We start from the raw sequence: 14,478 nt of genomic DNA, 5'->3' as shown, positions 1-14,478 counted from the left end.
GGGCGGCGTCAGTCGGGTCCGGCCGACCCGACCCGGGTGTCGGTGCGGCGGCGGGACGTCACCACGACGAGCCAGCCGGTCGCCACGGCGGCGAGCCCGGCCAGGATCAGCAGGAGTACGGGTGGGGTCGCGTGCAGGTGCGTCTGCGCCAGCGACATCCCGAACGGGAACCCGAACCCGACGTAGGTGAGTACCTGGTAGGTCGCGGTGGCGGTGCCGAGCGAGCGCGGGTCGGCGAGCTGCTGCACGGAGAGCAGACCGCAGAACTGGCTCACCCCGTACGCGACGCCGAGGATCACGGACGCGGCGACCACCAGCGCGGGGGAGAGTACGTGGGCGGCCCAGGCGGCGCAGCCGAGGCCCGCGAGTACCAGGAGCATGGCGGTCGTCAGGAGGCGGTTGGTGCCGGGGCGGTGCGCGGCCCTGGCGAGCGGTTGGGCCACGATGCCGACCGCGGCGCCCACCGCGACGGTGACGGCGGTGAACAGCAGCGGTTGCCGCCCGGCGTGGTGGGCCGCCAACGCCGGCAGGTACGCGACGCCGACCGCGGCGGTGCCGAACACCCACGGCGCGAACGGCGCGATCACCAGCAGGAAGTGCCGTGCCAACGACGAGCGCGTCCCGGTCGAGGGGCCAGAACCGTTGCCGGCACCCGGATCCGGGGTACGCCAGACCAGTACGGTGCCGGCCGCCGTGAGTACCAGGTGCGGCAGGTACGCGGTCACGGTGGCGGCCGGCGCCCACTGGGCGAGCAGGCCTGCCACGAACGGTCCGGCGGCGAAACCGACGGTCATCGCCACCGTCGCGCGCCGCGGCCCGACCCCGGCGTCGCCGGCGCCCGCGGACAGTTCCTTGACCCAGGCGGCGCCGGTACCGAAGACCAGGCCGCTGGCCACGCCCGCGAGCAGCCGCCCGGCGTACAGCCAGCCGGGGCCGGCGCCACCGACGGCCAGCAGGCAGCTCGCCACGAACGACACGACCAGCGCCGGCAGGACCAGCGGCCGGCGCCCGACGCGGTCGGACAGCCGGCCGCCGACCAGCAGCGCGGGCACCAGACCCAGCGCGTACAGGCCGAACATGGCGTCGAGCACGGTGGCCGACAGCCCGAGCCGCGACTGGTACAGCACGATCAGCGGCGGGAACTGGTTCGCGCCCCAGCCGACGGTGGCGAGGGCGAACCCGGCTCCCCACCAGGCCCGCGGCGACACGGCCACCCGGGTCGATGCTTCGGTGACAACCATGCGGACCACGATGGTCGAGAGCCGCGTCCCGAACGAGTGTCTGATCAGTCGACCTGCGTACAGTTTCGGACATGCACACCGTGGCCCTCGCCCTCTCCGACGGAGTCCCGCTGTACGAGCTGGCGGCGCCCTGCGCGATCTTCGGCGCCCCCCGCCCCGACACCGCCACCACCTGGTACGACTTCCGCGTGTGCGGCCCGGCCGGGGCACGGGTCGACCGGTGGTTCCGCGCCGCGACCGAGCACACGTACGAGGACCTGGTCGGCGCAAACACGGTCGTCGTCCCCGCCTGCCACGACGGCGACCTGCGCCCACCGGCGGACCTCGTCGCCGCCGTCCGCACCGCGTACGACAACGGCGCCCGCGTGATGTCCATCTGCACCGGCGCGTTCGTCCTCGCCGAGGCGGGCCTGCTCGACGGCCGGCGCGCCGCCACCCACTGGCGGCACGCGCCGACGCTCGCCGCGCGGTACCCGGCGGCCACCGTCGACCCGGCGGTGCTGTACCTCGACGAGGGCCGGGTGCTCACCTCGGCCGGCAAGGCGGCCGGCACCGACCTCTGCCTGCACGTCGTACGGCGGGACCACGGGGCCGCCGTCGCCAACCAGATCGCCCGCCAGCTCGTCACCCCGCCGCACCGCGACGGCGGCCAGGCACAGTACGTGGCGACCACCGAGCCGACCTCGTCGTACGACCAGCTCGCCCCCGTACTCGACTGGGCGCTCGACCATCTCGACCACCCGATCACCGTCGAGGACCTCGCCGCGCGCGCCCACCTCGGCACCCGTACCCTCAACCGGCACTTCCACGCCCGGGTCGGCACCAACCCGTTGCAGTGGCTGCACACCCAGCGGCTCCGCCGGGCCCAGCACCTCCTCGAACGCACCGACCTCAGCGTCGATCTCGTCGCGCAACGCGCCGGCTTCGGGACGGCCGCGGCGCTGCGGCGACACTTCCGCCGCACGTTCGATACCGGGCCGGACGCGTACCGCCGGACGTTCGCGGCCGACAAGCCCGCTACGTGGCGGCAGCCCAGCCCGGGGTGACGCGCAATCGGGATACGGGCTCGATCCGTAGCAGCGCACACGCCGAGTCGAGTACGCCGGACGGGCACTCGGCGAGGTCGACCACGGTGTCAACGGTGAGCGCGGCGGCGATGGAGGCCGGTCCCTGATCCCGGGCGTGCCGGTGGGGGAGCTGCTTTGGCTCAACCGCACCGTTCTTCGTGGGATGATGCGAGTTCGCGCCGAGTGGATCTTGAGCCCCGATTGTTGAATTGTTCAATTGTTGAACAATTCAACAATTGAACAATATGTGAGCGGCCAGCGTTGCCGCGCTCGCCCCGGCGCCCGTACCCGGGACGAGCCGGCGGCGAACGTCCACGAGCCGCCGCCAGCCCAGCAGCAATGACTCGACCATGCCGCGCGGATCCGGCTCGGCGTCTGCTCTTCCGGTCGGTACGCCCCCGCCGGGCGCGGCGGGATCCGGCTCGGCGTCCAAGGTTCGGGGCCGTACAACCGGTCGCGGGGCGGGCCCGCCCCGCGACACCGTCACCCCTTGACGCCGGTGAACGCCACGCCGCGGATGATGTACCGCTGGAAGATGAGGAACACGATGAGCGGTGGCAGCGACGCGATGAACAGGCCGGCGATGAGCAGTGCCTGGTCGGACGACTGCGCGAGCCGCGGCAATGCGACCGCGAGCGGCTGCTTCGCCGGGTCGCTGATCGCGAGCATCGGCCACAGGAACTCCTTCCACGCACCCATGACGGTCAGCAGCGACACGACGGCGAGGATCGGCGTGGACATCGGCAGGACGATCCGCCAGAACACGGCGAACGGGCCGGCTCCGTCGACCTGGGCCGCCTCGTACAGGTCGCGGGGGATGGCGTCGAAGAAGCGTTTCACCAGCAGGATGTTGAAAGCGTTTGCGCCGGCGGGCAGCCACACCGCGGCGGGCGTGTTCACCAGGTTCAGGCCGAGCACGGGCAGGTGCAGAATCGTCTGGTACTGCGCGATCAGCGTGACGGTGGCCGGGATGAAGAGTGTCGCGAGGATCGCGCCGTAGACGTACCGGCCGAACCAGGGGCGCAGGACGGAAAGCGCGTACCCGCCGGTGGTGGCGACGATCAGTTGTACCAGCCAGGATCCGCCGACGAGGACGACCGTGTTGAACAGGTAGTGGCCGATCTGCAGGTCGGTCCAGGCATGCGCCAGGTTGCTCCACTGTGGACTCGTCGGCAGCAGCGCGAGCGGGTGGTGCAGCAACTCCTGCGTACCGGTGACGGATCCCTTGGCCATCCACAGGATCGGGCCGGCGCCTTCGACGACGACCGCCAGCAGCAGCGCCGCCTGTACCGAGCCGAGCGCGAGCCGGATGCGTGGGCGCCGGCGGTCCGACGCGGTGACGAGGCCGGTCATGAGCTCCACCTCCGGGTGGCGCGAAGGTACACGACGGACAGGCCGGCGAGGACGACCGCGAGCAGCACGCTGAGGGCGGTGGCCATGCCGAAGTTGCCGTCGATGAAGGCGTACCGGTAGATGAGCAGGAGCACGGTGACGGTCGAGTCGTTCGGGCCGCCGTCGGTCATCACGTACGGCTCGGTGAAGACCTGGAGCGTGCCGATCACCTGCAGCAGCAGCATGATGAGGATGATGCCGCGCAGCTGGGGCAGGGCGATGTGCCAGACGCGGCGGCGGATGGACGCGCCGTCGAGTTCGGCCGCCTCGTAGAGTTCGGCGGGCACCGAGGTGAGAGCGGCGAGGTAGATGAGGACCGTGCCGCCGGCGCCGGCCCACGTCGCTTCGAGGACGAGGCTCGGCATCGCCCATGTGCCGGACTGCAACCATGGGTACGGACCAAGTCCGACAACGTGCAGCGCCTGGTTGAACAGCCCGGAATCCGGGTCGTAGAACCACTTCCACAGCAGTACCGAGACGACCGGCGGCAGGACGACGGGCAGGTACACGAGGACCCGGAACAGTCCGCCGAGCCGGCGCAGCGTCGACATCGCGACGGCGAGCAGCAACGGCACCGGGAACCCGATCACCAGTGCCAGCAGGGCGAACCAGACCGAGTTGCGTACCGCGGTGAACAGCATCGGGTCGTCGAACAGGTCGGTGAAGTTGGTGAGCCCGACCCACCGCGCCGGGCCGATCAGGTTCGTGTGCTGCAGGCTCATCACGAGGCTGCGCACGATCGGGCCCCACGAGAAGTACAGGAAGATCAGCAGGGTGGGGAGCAGGAACACCAGTCCTGCCACCGTGTTCCGCTGACTGACCTTCCGGAACCGGCGCCGCGGAGCGGCCGGCGCGGGTGCGCCGACACGCTCCGGGCGTACGTCGGTGGTCACTGTTGCCTCTTGAGTACCGCGGCGACCTTGGCCTCGGCGCCGCTGAGCGCGCCGGCGACGTCGGTGCCGCGCTTGGTGAGGACCGCCTGCACCACACTGTCGAGCGCCGCGTACAGATCCTGCGCGGCGACCGGCGGTTCGGCCTGGTAGTTGAGCTTCGCGTCGCCGGCCACGTACGGCGCGAAGTTCGCCAGCGGCACGTTGACGTACGGCTTGATTGCCGCGTCCACCTTGGCCTGTACCGACTTGCTGAAGATCGGCACGGCGGGCACGCCGACCGGCGACTTGTCCGCGGCGTCGGCCTTCGCGTTCTCGGCCGCGATCGTCGTGTCGTACAGCGGGCGCAGCGACATGTGGTCGATGAACTTCATGGCCGCCGCCTGCTGCTGCGGGGTGGCACGCGAGTTGACCATCATCACCGAACCGCCGAGCAGGGTGGCGTTTCCGTTGCCCTGCGGCATGGAACCCATCCCGAGTACCTTCGGATCCCCCTTGTACTGCTGGAGATAGAGGCCGTACAGGTCGGGCGCGGAGACGAACATGGCGACCTTGCCGCTGGCGAACGCCTTGATCAGGTCGGGCTGGTTGCGCAGCTGGTTGGTGCCCATGGACTTGTCGTCCCACCGCATCGAGGACAGGAACGACAGCGCGTCCCGGGTCGGCGCGTCGTTGAACGCGGGCACGTATCCCTTGCCCTGCTTGCGTTCCATCACCCCACCGCGGGTGTACGTCGCCGCGGTGAGGTGCCAGCCGCCGGTGTTGTTGGTGCTCATCTCCCCGAACCCGGGTACACCGGTCTTCGTGGTGATGGTCTTCGCCGCGGCGCGCAGATCGTCCCATGTGGACGGTGGCGCGTCCGGGTCCAGCCCCGCCTTCGTGAACAGCTCCCGGTTGTACGCCAGGCCCAGCGAGTACGCCGCGCGGGGCAGCCCGTACACCTTGCCGGCGCGGGTGACGATGCCGAGCACGCGCGGATCGTACGAGGAGAAGATGGAGAGTTTCCTGGCCTCGGCGGTGATGTCGGCGACCTGGCCCCGGTCGATCAGGCCGGGCGGCTCGGTCATCGGTACGTCGATGACGACGGTGGCGGTGCCGCCGGCGAGCTTTGTGGCGAAGGTACGGGCGTCCCACTGCTCGTCGGACGGCGTGACCTTGATGGTGGGGTTGAGCTTCTCGAACTCCTTGACCCGGGCCTGGTACCGCTTGCGTGCGACCTGCTGGGTGGTGGGGGGCATGCCCATCACGGTGATCTCGACCTTGCCGTCCGAGCCGGATCCGGACGAGCACGCGGCGAGCGCGGGTGCGGCGGCGGCACCGGCCGCCATCGCCAGGAAGCCGCGGCGCGAGAGCTGACTGTCCACTTCGGCACTACCTCTCCGAGGCTCCGCGCGCCGGGCGCGGAGCGGAATGTGGCGGGCGCGCGCTCGCCTCGACGCGAGGGCGCAGGCAGTCGATTCATGGATTGCTGACCGGTATATGTGCCGCCGGCCGCAGTGCGCCGAACACTAGTAACGTCGTGTTAACATGTCAAGGACTGGTGGCCGGTGGGGGCGCTGGGACATACTCGCGGCGCTACGGCCCCAATTTTGCGTGTCAAACCCGGTGAGGAGCACAGCATGAGTCGGCGAGTCCATGACTGGTGACGACCACGGCGGTGCCCCGCTGTACCAGCGGATCAAGGCCGAGTTACGCGCCGCCGTCGGCCGCGGGGAGTACGAGCCGGGCAGTCCGTTCGTGACGCAACGCGAACTGTGCGAGCGGTACGGGGTGAGTACGACGACGGCGGTGAAGGCGCTCAACGACCTCGTGGCCGAGGGGTTGCTCGTGCGCCGGCGCGGCAGGGGCACGTTCGTCGCGGAGCAGGCCGAGCGTACGGCGGGATCCGGTGCGCCGAGCGCGGTCGCGTGCATCGTGCACGGCCTGCCCGGTGCGCACGTCTCGAACCTCGTCAGCGGCGTCGAGTCGGTCTGTTCCGAGCTGGGATACCGGATGTACCTCGCCGACACCGCGCGGCGGGACGTCCACGCCTCGCCCGGACGGGAGGCCCGCGCGCTGCAGGAGGCGATCGACTCCGACGTCGCCGGCATCGTGCTGTACCCGGTGGAGGGACAGCACAACATGGAACTGCTGGGCGAGGTGCAGCGTCGCGGCATCCCGCTCGTCCTGGTCGACCGGTACCGCACGGACATCCCGACCGACGCCGTGGTCGTGGACAACTTCGCCATCGGGTACCAGCTGACACGACACCTGATCGACGCGGGGCACGAGCGCATCCTGACGCTGTGGAGCGAGACGAAGGTGACCAGCGTCCAGGACCGGCTCACCGGCCACGTCCAGGCACTGCGCGAGCGCGGCCTGCCGATCATCCCCGCACTCACCGCGCTCCGGCCGTACGGGGAGCAGCCGGAGTCGGTCAGGCTGGCACTGCTGCAATCGGCGCTGGACTCGGCCGAGCCGCCAACCGCCGCCTTGTGCGCCAACGGATACGTGGTGGCGAACGTGGCGAAGGACCTCGTCTCCTTGGGGCGCACCGTACCGGGGGACGTGGAGCTGGCGGGGATGGACGACGCGGGACCGTTCGACCTGCTGGGGTTGACGACGGTGGCGGCCGAGCTGCCGTCGAACGAGATGGGCGCGACGGCGATGCGGCTGCTCGCCGAACGCATCGCCGGCACGACCGACGGGCCGCGCCACGTCACGTTGCCGACCGGCGTGCACACCCGGGACGCGACATCCGGATACCTCCGGGCGGTCGGCGGCGAGACCACCTGACCCTCTACAGTGGACAGACCACGGTCCCTCGGCCGAGATGGTTGTACAACACGGCGCTGCCGTCCGGGCTGAACACCGGGTGCGGGTGCCACGGATGGTTCGCCGCCGTCGTACGGGCAAGGTGGCGCGTCGACCCGTCCGCCAGGTCGACCAGCAGCACGTCGGAGACGCCGGCGGCGTTCCGCCAGCCCCGGCCGGGAGCGTCCGCCGGCCCGGTCGTGTCCGCCACCGCGTACCGGCCGTCCGGGCTGACATCGCAGTGCCAGTAACGGTTTCCGGGGCTGACGAGCCGCGCCGGCCGGCCGTCCGGGTACGCCAGCCACAGCCCGCGCGGCCCCGCCGCGCTGTCCCCGTACGCGACGGCCAGGACCGCGGCGTCGTGCCGGCACCACACTTCATGCCCCACGGCAACGAACCTCGACCGGTCCTCGGACACCGCGCGTTGGTCGAGAACACAGGCGATCCGGCCGCCGTGCCACGACCACACCCGGTCCGGTACGTCGAGCGCCGGTCCCTCGTGGCTGAAGCCGATCCACCGCTCGTCGTGCCGGCAGTACTGGAGATGGTTGGCCCACCAGTCGACCTCGTACAGGGTGGTGGCGGTGCCGGTGGCGACGTCGACCTCGAAGCCGGCGTACCGGGGGCCGTCGTGCGCGGCGACGAGGGCCCGGCGGCCGTCGGCGGACAGCCCGGTCAGGTCGTCGTCAAGCGTCATGGTGTCGTGGCGCCACACCGGTGTCACGGCGCCACCGAGGTCACCGACGTGCAGCGCGCCGCCGCTGACGTACCCGATGCGGTTGGTCGGCGACACGTCGAACCAGAACGGTTTCGCCTGCGGCGCAAGGGAATGCAGCACCTCGGGCGAACCACTGCCACGCCACGGTACGCTGACGATCCGGGTCGCGTCGCGGTCGTAGCGAACCACCGCAACGCGGTCGCTCCCGTGGAACCCCGAACAGTGCGGGTACGTCAGGTGTGCGCCCGCGGCGATCAGCACGACCGTCCGCCCTTCAGCATCGTCGGCACCCAGCCCAGCTGCACCGCCTCCTGGAACGGTCCGCCGCCCTCGTGCCCGTTGTACGGGTAGACCCGGATGGTCTTCTTGCCCGAATAGGCGTTGTACGCGGCGAAGACGGTCGACGGCGGGCAGCTCTCGTCGCGCAACGCCACCGAGAACGACGCGGGCGCGGTGCCGCGTGCGGCGAAGTGCACCCCGTCGAAGTACGACAGGGTACGGAACACCGTCGCCTCGCTGCCGCGGTGTGCAGCCAGATACCGCGCGATCTCGGCGTACCCGGTGCGGCCGAGTTCGACGGCCCGGGTGAAGTGGCACAGGAACGGTACATCCGGGGCGATCGCGGCCAGGTCCGGCAGCAGGCCACCGACGGCGAGGGCCAGGCCGCCGCCCTGGCTGTCGCCGACGGCCGCGACGCGGGCCGGATCGACGAGCGGATGGGCGCGCGCGGCCTCGACGGCACGGACCGAGTCGGCGTAGACGCGGCGGTAGTAGTACTGCCCGGGGTCGAGGACGCCGCGGGTGAGGAAGCCCGGCTGCGACGGACCGGAGCCGACGGGATCCGTTGTGTCGCCGACGTTTCCGCCACTGCCCTGCCCGCGTACGTCGACGACCAGGTGCGCGCAACCGGCCAGCGGCCACAGGCCCCAGCAGTGCGGGAGGCTGCGCCCACCGCCGTACCCGTGGAACCGCACGACGGTCGGCAGTGGGCCGCTCGCGCCCGCCGGTACGGTGAGCCAGCCCTTGATCGGGTGCCCGCCGAACCCGGCGTACGTCACGTCGTACGTGGTGACGCCGGACAGCGGCGTGGCCACCTCCTCGAACCGCGCGTCCAGCGGGTGCCGGCGCGTCACCGCCAGCGTCTCCGCCCAGAACGCGTCGAAGTCGTCCGGCTCGCGGATCTCCGGCCGGTACTCCCGCAGCGCGTCCAACCCCAGGTCGCTCAAGGGAACTCCTTTCACGTCAAGGGATCCCGGACCGTGATGTCCGGGATCCCCGATGGCTCAGACGATCTGGACCGGACGCAGCAGTACGCTGGACTTGGTGGTGGTGATGCCGTCGCCCCACGTCACCCAGTTGCGCGCGGCACCGTCGCTGTCGTTGACCACCACCGACATCCCGAACGGTGCGGTCGGCCGCGCCGCGAGCCCGAGCGACGCCCACGGTACGGCGATGCGGTAGTGCGTCGTCGTGCCGTCCCGGGTCACGGTCGCGGTCGCGCCCGGGGTCGTGCCCGCCGACTGACCCGGCGGCGGCGACCACGTGTACACCGCGGGACCGTTCGGCAGCAGTGCCGCACCCACCTCGACCCGCTGGGTGGAGAGACCGGGAAGCGTTGGTGTCACGGCAAACTGGATGCTGTCACCGGACCAGAGCTGGCTCGGGTCGGTGGCCGCCTGGCGGAACACGTCGTCGGTCACGTCCGCGGTCACCACCAACCCGTCCGCCGTGTACGACGGGCGCAGCGTCCCGGACAGGTCGGCGGCGCCACCGTACCCGCCGGGATAGGTGCGGGCGACCTGGCGGCCGAGATCGATCGGCGGGGCGTGCGCGGCGCCGTCCGCCTCGACCGGACTCCACCCCGTCCAGCCCTGCGCGGCCACCTCGGCGCCGCCGCCGGTCGTCACCTTCGTGTAGTACCAGTGTTGGTCCCAAGTGGACAGTGCGGGTACGTCCACGGTGACCGTGACGCTCCTGCCGGGCGCCACGTCCGGCACGCCGGTCTCGGTGCCCCGCCCCAGGTACGTGCTGCCGTCGGTGAGCTGCCAGTACACCGAGGCGACCGGGAGAGCGGTGGCACGGCGGTTGTTGGTGACGGTGACGGCGAGCTGGTTCCGCACCGGATCGGTACCGGCGACCTTCGGTGCCACGGTGACCCGGGTCGCCGCCACGACGCTGGTACTGAGCGGGATCCGCACCGTCCGAAGTGGACCGACGCCGGCCGAGGCGACCAGGTTCCGTTCGCCCGTGTTGCCGGTCGTCGGCACCTGTACGGTCGTGGATGCGCGTGCCGCCACCGTAAAGCCGGTGTGCCCGACGGTGCCGTTCACCGGGTGGCGTTCGTGGTTGGTGACCGTCACCGGGATCGTCTCGGCGGTGTTGGAGGTGCCGGGCACCGTCGCGGTCACGCCCGGGTTCGTGGTGACCGAGACCCCGGACGCGCCGCGCACGTACACGGGGTGCTTGTCCAGCCCGAGCGTGACCGAGCCACCCACCGGCGTGTACGTCGACGCCCGCCCGTACTCGTCGGTGACGGTAAGCGGTTTCGTCGCGGCGACCCGTACCGTCGTCGGGGTGGTGGCCCACATGACGCGGGTGGTGGTGCCGAACCGGTAGGAGTACGCGGGTGCGGCGAGGTCGTCGCTGCCGGTCAGTGGTAGCCCGCCGATCTGGCGCAGTACGGTCGCCTGGGTGACCAGCGACGGTTTGGGCGCGTTGCCGACGACACCGGTGGTCGGCTGCCGAAGCTGGCCGAAGTTGTGCTCCTTGTTCGTGGGATCGCTGCCGTCGTTGAGGAAGTCGTACCAGAAGTAACGGTCGACGCCGGCGGCGAACGCGAGCACGGGCAGGCGTACCGCGAAGTCGGCCTGGTCGGCATCGGTGACGGCGCCGGGCATCACGGTGTCGCCGGTCTCGGTGATCCACAGCGGCATGTCCTTGCCGCCATGGTGATCCCGGATCTGCTGCCGCAGCCACGGCACGGCGGCGTAAGCGGTTTCCGGATTCGCCCCCGCGTACTGGTGGAAGCTGAACGAGTCGAGGTAGTCGAGCGCGCCGCCGTCCAGGAGCCCGGTGATCCACGGCTGGTCGATGCCGGCTGACACCGGCCCGATCAGGTTCGCGTCGGCGTGCCCGCCGTCGACCTTGACCGCCTGGTGCGCCGCCTTCAGCATCCCGAGGTAGCACCGGACCTTGTCGCCGACCGTCCGGGCGCACGCCTGCGCGGTGTCGAACCCGCCGTTGAACTCGTTGTACACCTCGACATCCTTGGTGTACCCGGAGAAGTGCTCGTACCCGGCGTCGATGAACCGTCCGAAGGCGTCCCACCCGGCCTGGGTGTACGGCGTGTACCCGCCGTCGTAGTTCTTGTTGCTGTAGCCGGCGACCAGCAGCGGCGTCAGCCCGTTCTGCGCGGCCAGCGGCACGTCCTTGTCCGTGACGTAACCGCCCCACGAGTACTCGCCGGGGGACTGCTCGATCGCGGACCAGTTGAGGTCGGAACGGGTGTGCGTGAAGCCGATCCGACCCATCAGGGCGAACAGGGTCGCGTCGTTCGGCTGGTGTCCGAAGTGGACATCCATGCCGAACCGCTGGTCGCGCGTGGCCGTACCGGGCGCGAAGCCGCCGAGTACGCCGATCTCGGTGGGCACCGTGGTCGTGCCGGCGGTGACGGACAGGTGGTAGTAGCCGGGGCCGAGCGAGCTGAGGTCGAGAGCGCCGGCACCGCCGGACACCGCCGAGGTACCGGATGTCACCGACGCGCCGGCCTCGTCGGTCACCCGGTACGACACGGACGCCTGGTCGGTGGTGAGGCTGATCCTGGTGCTGCCCTGGTCGAACACGAGGACCGGACTGGTGAGTGTGAGGGTCGCCGCGGCGTGTGCCGGTGCGGTCGCCGCGGCCAGACCGCTGGCAGCGAGGGCGAGCGCGGCGGCCAGCACCGCGCCCCATCTGGCTCGTCCGTGCCGAAGCTGCATGTCTCCGACCTCCCTGTGGGGAACGCCTGCCCGGTGGGCGGGCCGCTGCCGGCGGACGCTAGCAATAGCGTATTAAAGTGTCAACGGGCAACCGCTTTCCCCGGGTTCGCTACCGATCGACCCTTGTGCGATGAGCAGCATTAACGCTTTAATGCAGCTGCGCAACTCGACGAACGCGGGACAGAGGGGACAGCGGGACGGGGGCGGACGCCGCCGGTGGGGTCGCGCGCGGACCACGCCGCGGTAGCTGCCGACAGTGCTCACCGATCAGCGCGGAATCCCGTGCCGCTACGCCGAACCGGCGACCGACTATCCGAAGTGGACGGACGATGAAGGACAAGCGCTTTCTGGCGGACAGCGACGAGCACTACGAGCCCGACGTACGGCTGCCGTGGAGCGTGTCGCGCAGCAACGGCTACCACACCCGGATCCCCGCGGGCACCCGCGTGCACGAGACGCGGGGCGCCGCGGACTACGCGCTGGTACTGCTCGCCGACGGTGCGCCGGACCGGATCCGCCGCGCCCACGACGTACTGGATGCGTTGCTGGACCTGCAGAACACCGATCCGACCGCCGAGCACTACGGCCTGTGGGGCTACTTCCGCGAGGAGCCGGCCGAGCAGATGGCGCCCGCCGACTGGAACTGGGCCGACTTCATCGGTGTACGCCTCGCGCAGGTGCTCGCCGCACACGCCGCGGCGCTCGACCCGCCGGTGCGTACCAGGGTCGAGGAGGGGTTGCGGCACGCGGCGCTGGCCATCTTCCGGCGCAACGTCGGCGCGGCGTACACCAACATCGCGCTGCTCGGCGCGGTCACGTGTGCCGCCGCCGGCGAACTGCTCGCGATGCCGTACCTGGTGGGCTATGCGCGGATCCGGCTCACCCGGATCCTGGAGCGGCTGGACGCCGACGGCGGGTTCGCGGAGTACAACTCGCCGACGTACAGCCCGTTCCTGCTCGACATCGCGGAGCGCAGCGCGGTGATCGTCGCGGATGCCGAGGTCGCCGCGCTGGTCGAACAGGTACGTGTGCGGGCGTGGGAGGCGCTGGCCGAGCGCTTCCACCCGGGCACCGGGCAGCTCGCCGGTCCGCAGGCGCGCGCGTACGAGGACTGGCTGCGGCCGGGGATCGCGCAGTACCTGGCGGAGCAGACCGGTGCGCCGGTGGAGCCGCACGCCGGTGTGCCGGAGGACCCCACGCCGCGGGTGGCCCCGGCGCTGCCCTGCCCGCCACACCTCGCGCCCCGCTTCGCCTGTCTCCCAACGGATCCCCACGTCGTACGGACGGGATTCGGGATCGGCAACCGGGGCGTCGAGCTCGTCGGTACGACGTGGCTGACCGCGGACGCCTGCCTCGGTACGACGAACGAGGAGTTCGCGTGGACGCAGCGCCGCCCGCTGCTCGGATACTGGCGTACCGCAACGGATCCGGCCGTCGTGCTGCGCGCCCGGATCCTGCTGAACGGCCACGACCTCACCGCCGCCTGGTGCCGGCAGGTGCAGGACGGGCCGCGCGTGCTGTCCGCCTGGTGGCTCAGCTACGACTCCGGCGACTTCCACCCGAACCTCGACAAGCCGGCCGACAGCCTGTTCGCCGTCGAGGACCTGCGCCTGCGGGTGAGCCTGCGCGGTACCGGCGTCTCCGGCCGCGCGAACGGGGCCGACACATTCACCCTCGCCGCCGGCGAACGGCACGCCACCGTCCACACCGGACAGGCCGACTTCCTTGGTACGCAAGCGGAATGGACACTGTCCGAGGTGGACGGTGAGGTCGCGGCCGAGGCCGTCCTGTACTCCGGGGAACGCCGCACCGTCGACTTCCACGACGCCGTACTGCGGGCCGGGTTCGCCGTCGAACTGCACGCGGCCACCGAGCCGCACACCGACGCACCGGTACGAAGGGACGACGGCGCGGACGCGATCGCCTGGCGCTGGGCCGATCTGGCCGTCGACACCCCGGCGCGCCCGACCCCGTTCGCCTGATCGACGAGCAGCCCGGGGTGCCGAAGACCGCGCGCGCCGAACGCCGGAGCCGGCATGTGCCGCAGACGCATCCGGAATCGGCCACCAGTACCGCTTCGTGCTCTGCCGGGCCCGGCTTGCGTTTCTGCCGGGTTCCGGTATCCGATCAGGTGCCGGCTGCGGGCTGTGCCGGCGACTCGGGCACTGCAGACCTATCGGCTCCCCGCGACCCGGCACCTGTCGCGGCTACTTGCACCGTTCGCGCGGTTCGTGCTGATGCTCGGCTCGGACCCCGGGTCGACTCTGATCTGTGGGCCCGGCGGAGGGACAGCCTGCCCGCGGTTATGGCGTCGACGACGCCGTGCGGGGCTCGCGATCGGTGCGACCCGACCCGGGCTCGGCTGACGCGGTGGAGGTAGTGGCGCGATTCCTGGAGGAA

General features: G+C 71.1%; 10 protein-coding genes. 3 read left to right on the top strand and 7 right to left on the bottom strand.

Annotated elements, in window-relative coordinates; genetic code table 11:
* Window positions 1–8: 8 nt before the first annotated feature.
* Window positions 9–1,241, bottom strand: coding sequence for an MFS transporter (locus tag Aru02nite_RS04660; protein ID WP_203655157.1), 1,233 nt, complete (start codon window positions 1,239–1,241; stop codon window positions 9–11).
* Window positions 1,242–1,312: 71 nt separating this feature from the next.
* On the opposite strand from Aru02nite_RS04660, the gene Aru02nite_RS04655 reads away from it, so the two are divergent.
* On the top strand, window positions 1,313–2,287 hold the full coding sequence (locus Aru02nite_RS04655) for a GlxA family transcriptional regulator (RefSeq protein ID WP_203655155.1): 975 nt from the start codon (window positions 1,313–1,315) through the stop codon (window positions 2,285–2,287).
* 504 nt (window positions 2,288–2,791) lie between these two features.
* Here the strand turns inward: Aru02nite_RS04655 and Aru02nite_RS04650 are convergent.
* From Aru02nite_RS04650 to Aru02nite_RS04640, 3 genes are all read right to left on the bottom strand, one after another.
* Complete coding sequence (locus tag Aru02nite_RS04650; protein ID WP_203655153.1) at window positions 2,792–3,661, bottom strand: carbohydrate ABC transporter permease; 870 nt, start codon at window positions 3,659–3,661, stop codon at window positions 2,792–2,794.
* Entirely contained in the window at window positions 3,658–4,503 is an 846-nt protein-coding gene (locus Aru02nite_RS04645; protein WP_239076402.1) for a carbohydrate ABC transporter permease, read from the bottom strand. Before Aru02nite_RS04645 ends, Aru02nite_RS04650 begins: the two co-directional genes overlap by 4 nt.
* A gap of 86 nt (window positions 4,504–4,589) precedes the next feature.
* Entirely contained in the window at window positions 4,590–5,954 is a 1,365-nt protein-coding gene (locus Aru02nite_RS04640; protein WP_203655151.1) for an ABC transporter substrate-binding protein, read from the bottom strand.
* 271 nt (window positions 5,955–6,225) lie between these two features.
* Here Aru02nite_RS04640 and Aru02nite_RS04635 point away from each other — a divergent pair, with 271 nt between their 5' ends.
* Window positions 6,226–7,365 carry a GntR family transcriptional regulator gene (locus tag Aru02nite_RS04635; protein WP_203655149.1) on the top strand — a complete coding sequence of 380 codons (1,140 nt, stop codon included), beginning with the start codon at window positions 6,226–6,228 and terminating at the stop codon, window positions 7,363–7,365.
* 4 nt (window positions 7,366–7,369) lie between these two features.
* Here the strand turns inward: Aru02nite_RS04635 and Aru02nite_RS04630 are convergent, their stop codons facing one another.
* Genes Aru02nite_RS04630 through Aru02nite_RS04620 form a run of 3 tightly spaced genes read right to left on the bottom strand, consistent with a single transcriptional unit; the run spans window position 7,370 to window position 12,078 of the window.
* Window positions 7,370–8,362, bottom strand: coding sequence for a beta-propeller domain-containing protein (locus Aru02nite_RS04630; protein ID WP_203655147.1), 993 nt, complete (start codon window positions 8,360–8,362; stop codon window positions 7,370–7,372).
* Window positions 8,356–9,327: an acetylxylan esterase gene (locus tag Aru02nite_RS04625; protein WP_275408578.1), complete on the bottom strand. Its 972-nt coding sequence runs from the start codon at window positions 9,325–9,327 to the stop codon at window positions 8,356–8,358. The genes Aru02nite_RS04630 and Aru02nite_RS04625 overlap by 7 nt, the downstream gene beginning before the upstream one ends.
* A 57-nt stretch (window positions 9,328–9,384) precedes the next feature.
* Window positions 9,385–12,078 (bottom strand): sugar-binding protein, encoded by a 2,694-nt coding sequence (locus tag Aru02nite_RS04620; protein ID WP_203655144.1) that lies wholly within the window; start codon window positions 12,076–12,078, stop codon window positions 9,385–9,387.
* 329 nt (window positions 12,079–12,407) lie between these two features.
* Between Aru02nite_RS04620 and Aru02nite_RS04615 the strand changes: the two genes are divergently transcribed.
* Complete coding sequence (locus tag Aru02nite_RS04615; RefSeq protein ID WP_203655143.1) at window positions 12,408–14,060, top strand: DUF8769 domain-containing protein; 1,653 nt, start codon at window positions 12,408–12,410, stop codon at window positions 14,058–14,060.
* The last annotated feature ends 418 nt before the right edge of the window (window positions 14,061–14,478 follow it).

The sequence above is a fragment of the Actinocatenispora rupis genome (genome assembly GCF_016861975.1).
Taxonomy (GTDB): Bacteria; Actinomycetota; Actinomycetes; order Mycobacteriales; family Micromonosporaceae; genus Actinocatenispora; species Actinocatenispora rupis.
The sequence above is the reverse complement of the archived record's forward strand: the minus strand, read 5'-3'. Positions and strand labels throughout refer to the sequence as shown.

Bases quoted from the DNA above. Each gene is read 5' to 3' on its own strand.
- Aru02nite_RS04660 (WP_203655157.1), bottom strand. From the start codon at position 1,241: ATGGTTGTCACCGAAGCATCGACCCGGGTGGCCGTGTCGCCGCGGGCC.
- Aru02nite_RS04655 (WP_203655155.1), top strand. From the start codon at position 1,313: ATGCACACCGTGGCCCTCGCCCTCTCCGACGGAGTCCCGCTGTACGAG.
- Aru02nite_RS04650 (WP_203655153.1), bottom strand. From the start codon at position 3,661: ATGACCGGCCTCGTCACCGCGTCGGACCGCCGGCGCCCACGCATCCGG.
- Aru02nite_RS04635 (WP_203655149.1), top strand. From the start codon at position 6,226: ATGACTGGTGACGACCACGGCGGTGCCCCGCTGTACCAGCGGATCAAG.
- Aru02nite_RS04620 (WP_203655144.1), bottom strand. From the start codon at position 12,078: ATGCAGCTTCGGCACGGACGAGCCAGATGGGGCGCGGTGCTGGCCGCC.
- Aru02nite_RS04615 (WP_203655143.1), top strand. From the start codon at position 12,408: ATGAAGGACAAGCGCTTTCTGGCGGACAGCGACGAGCACTACGAGCCC.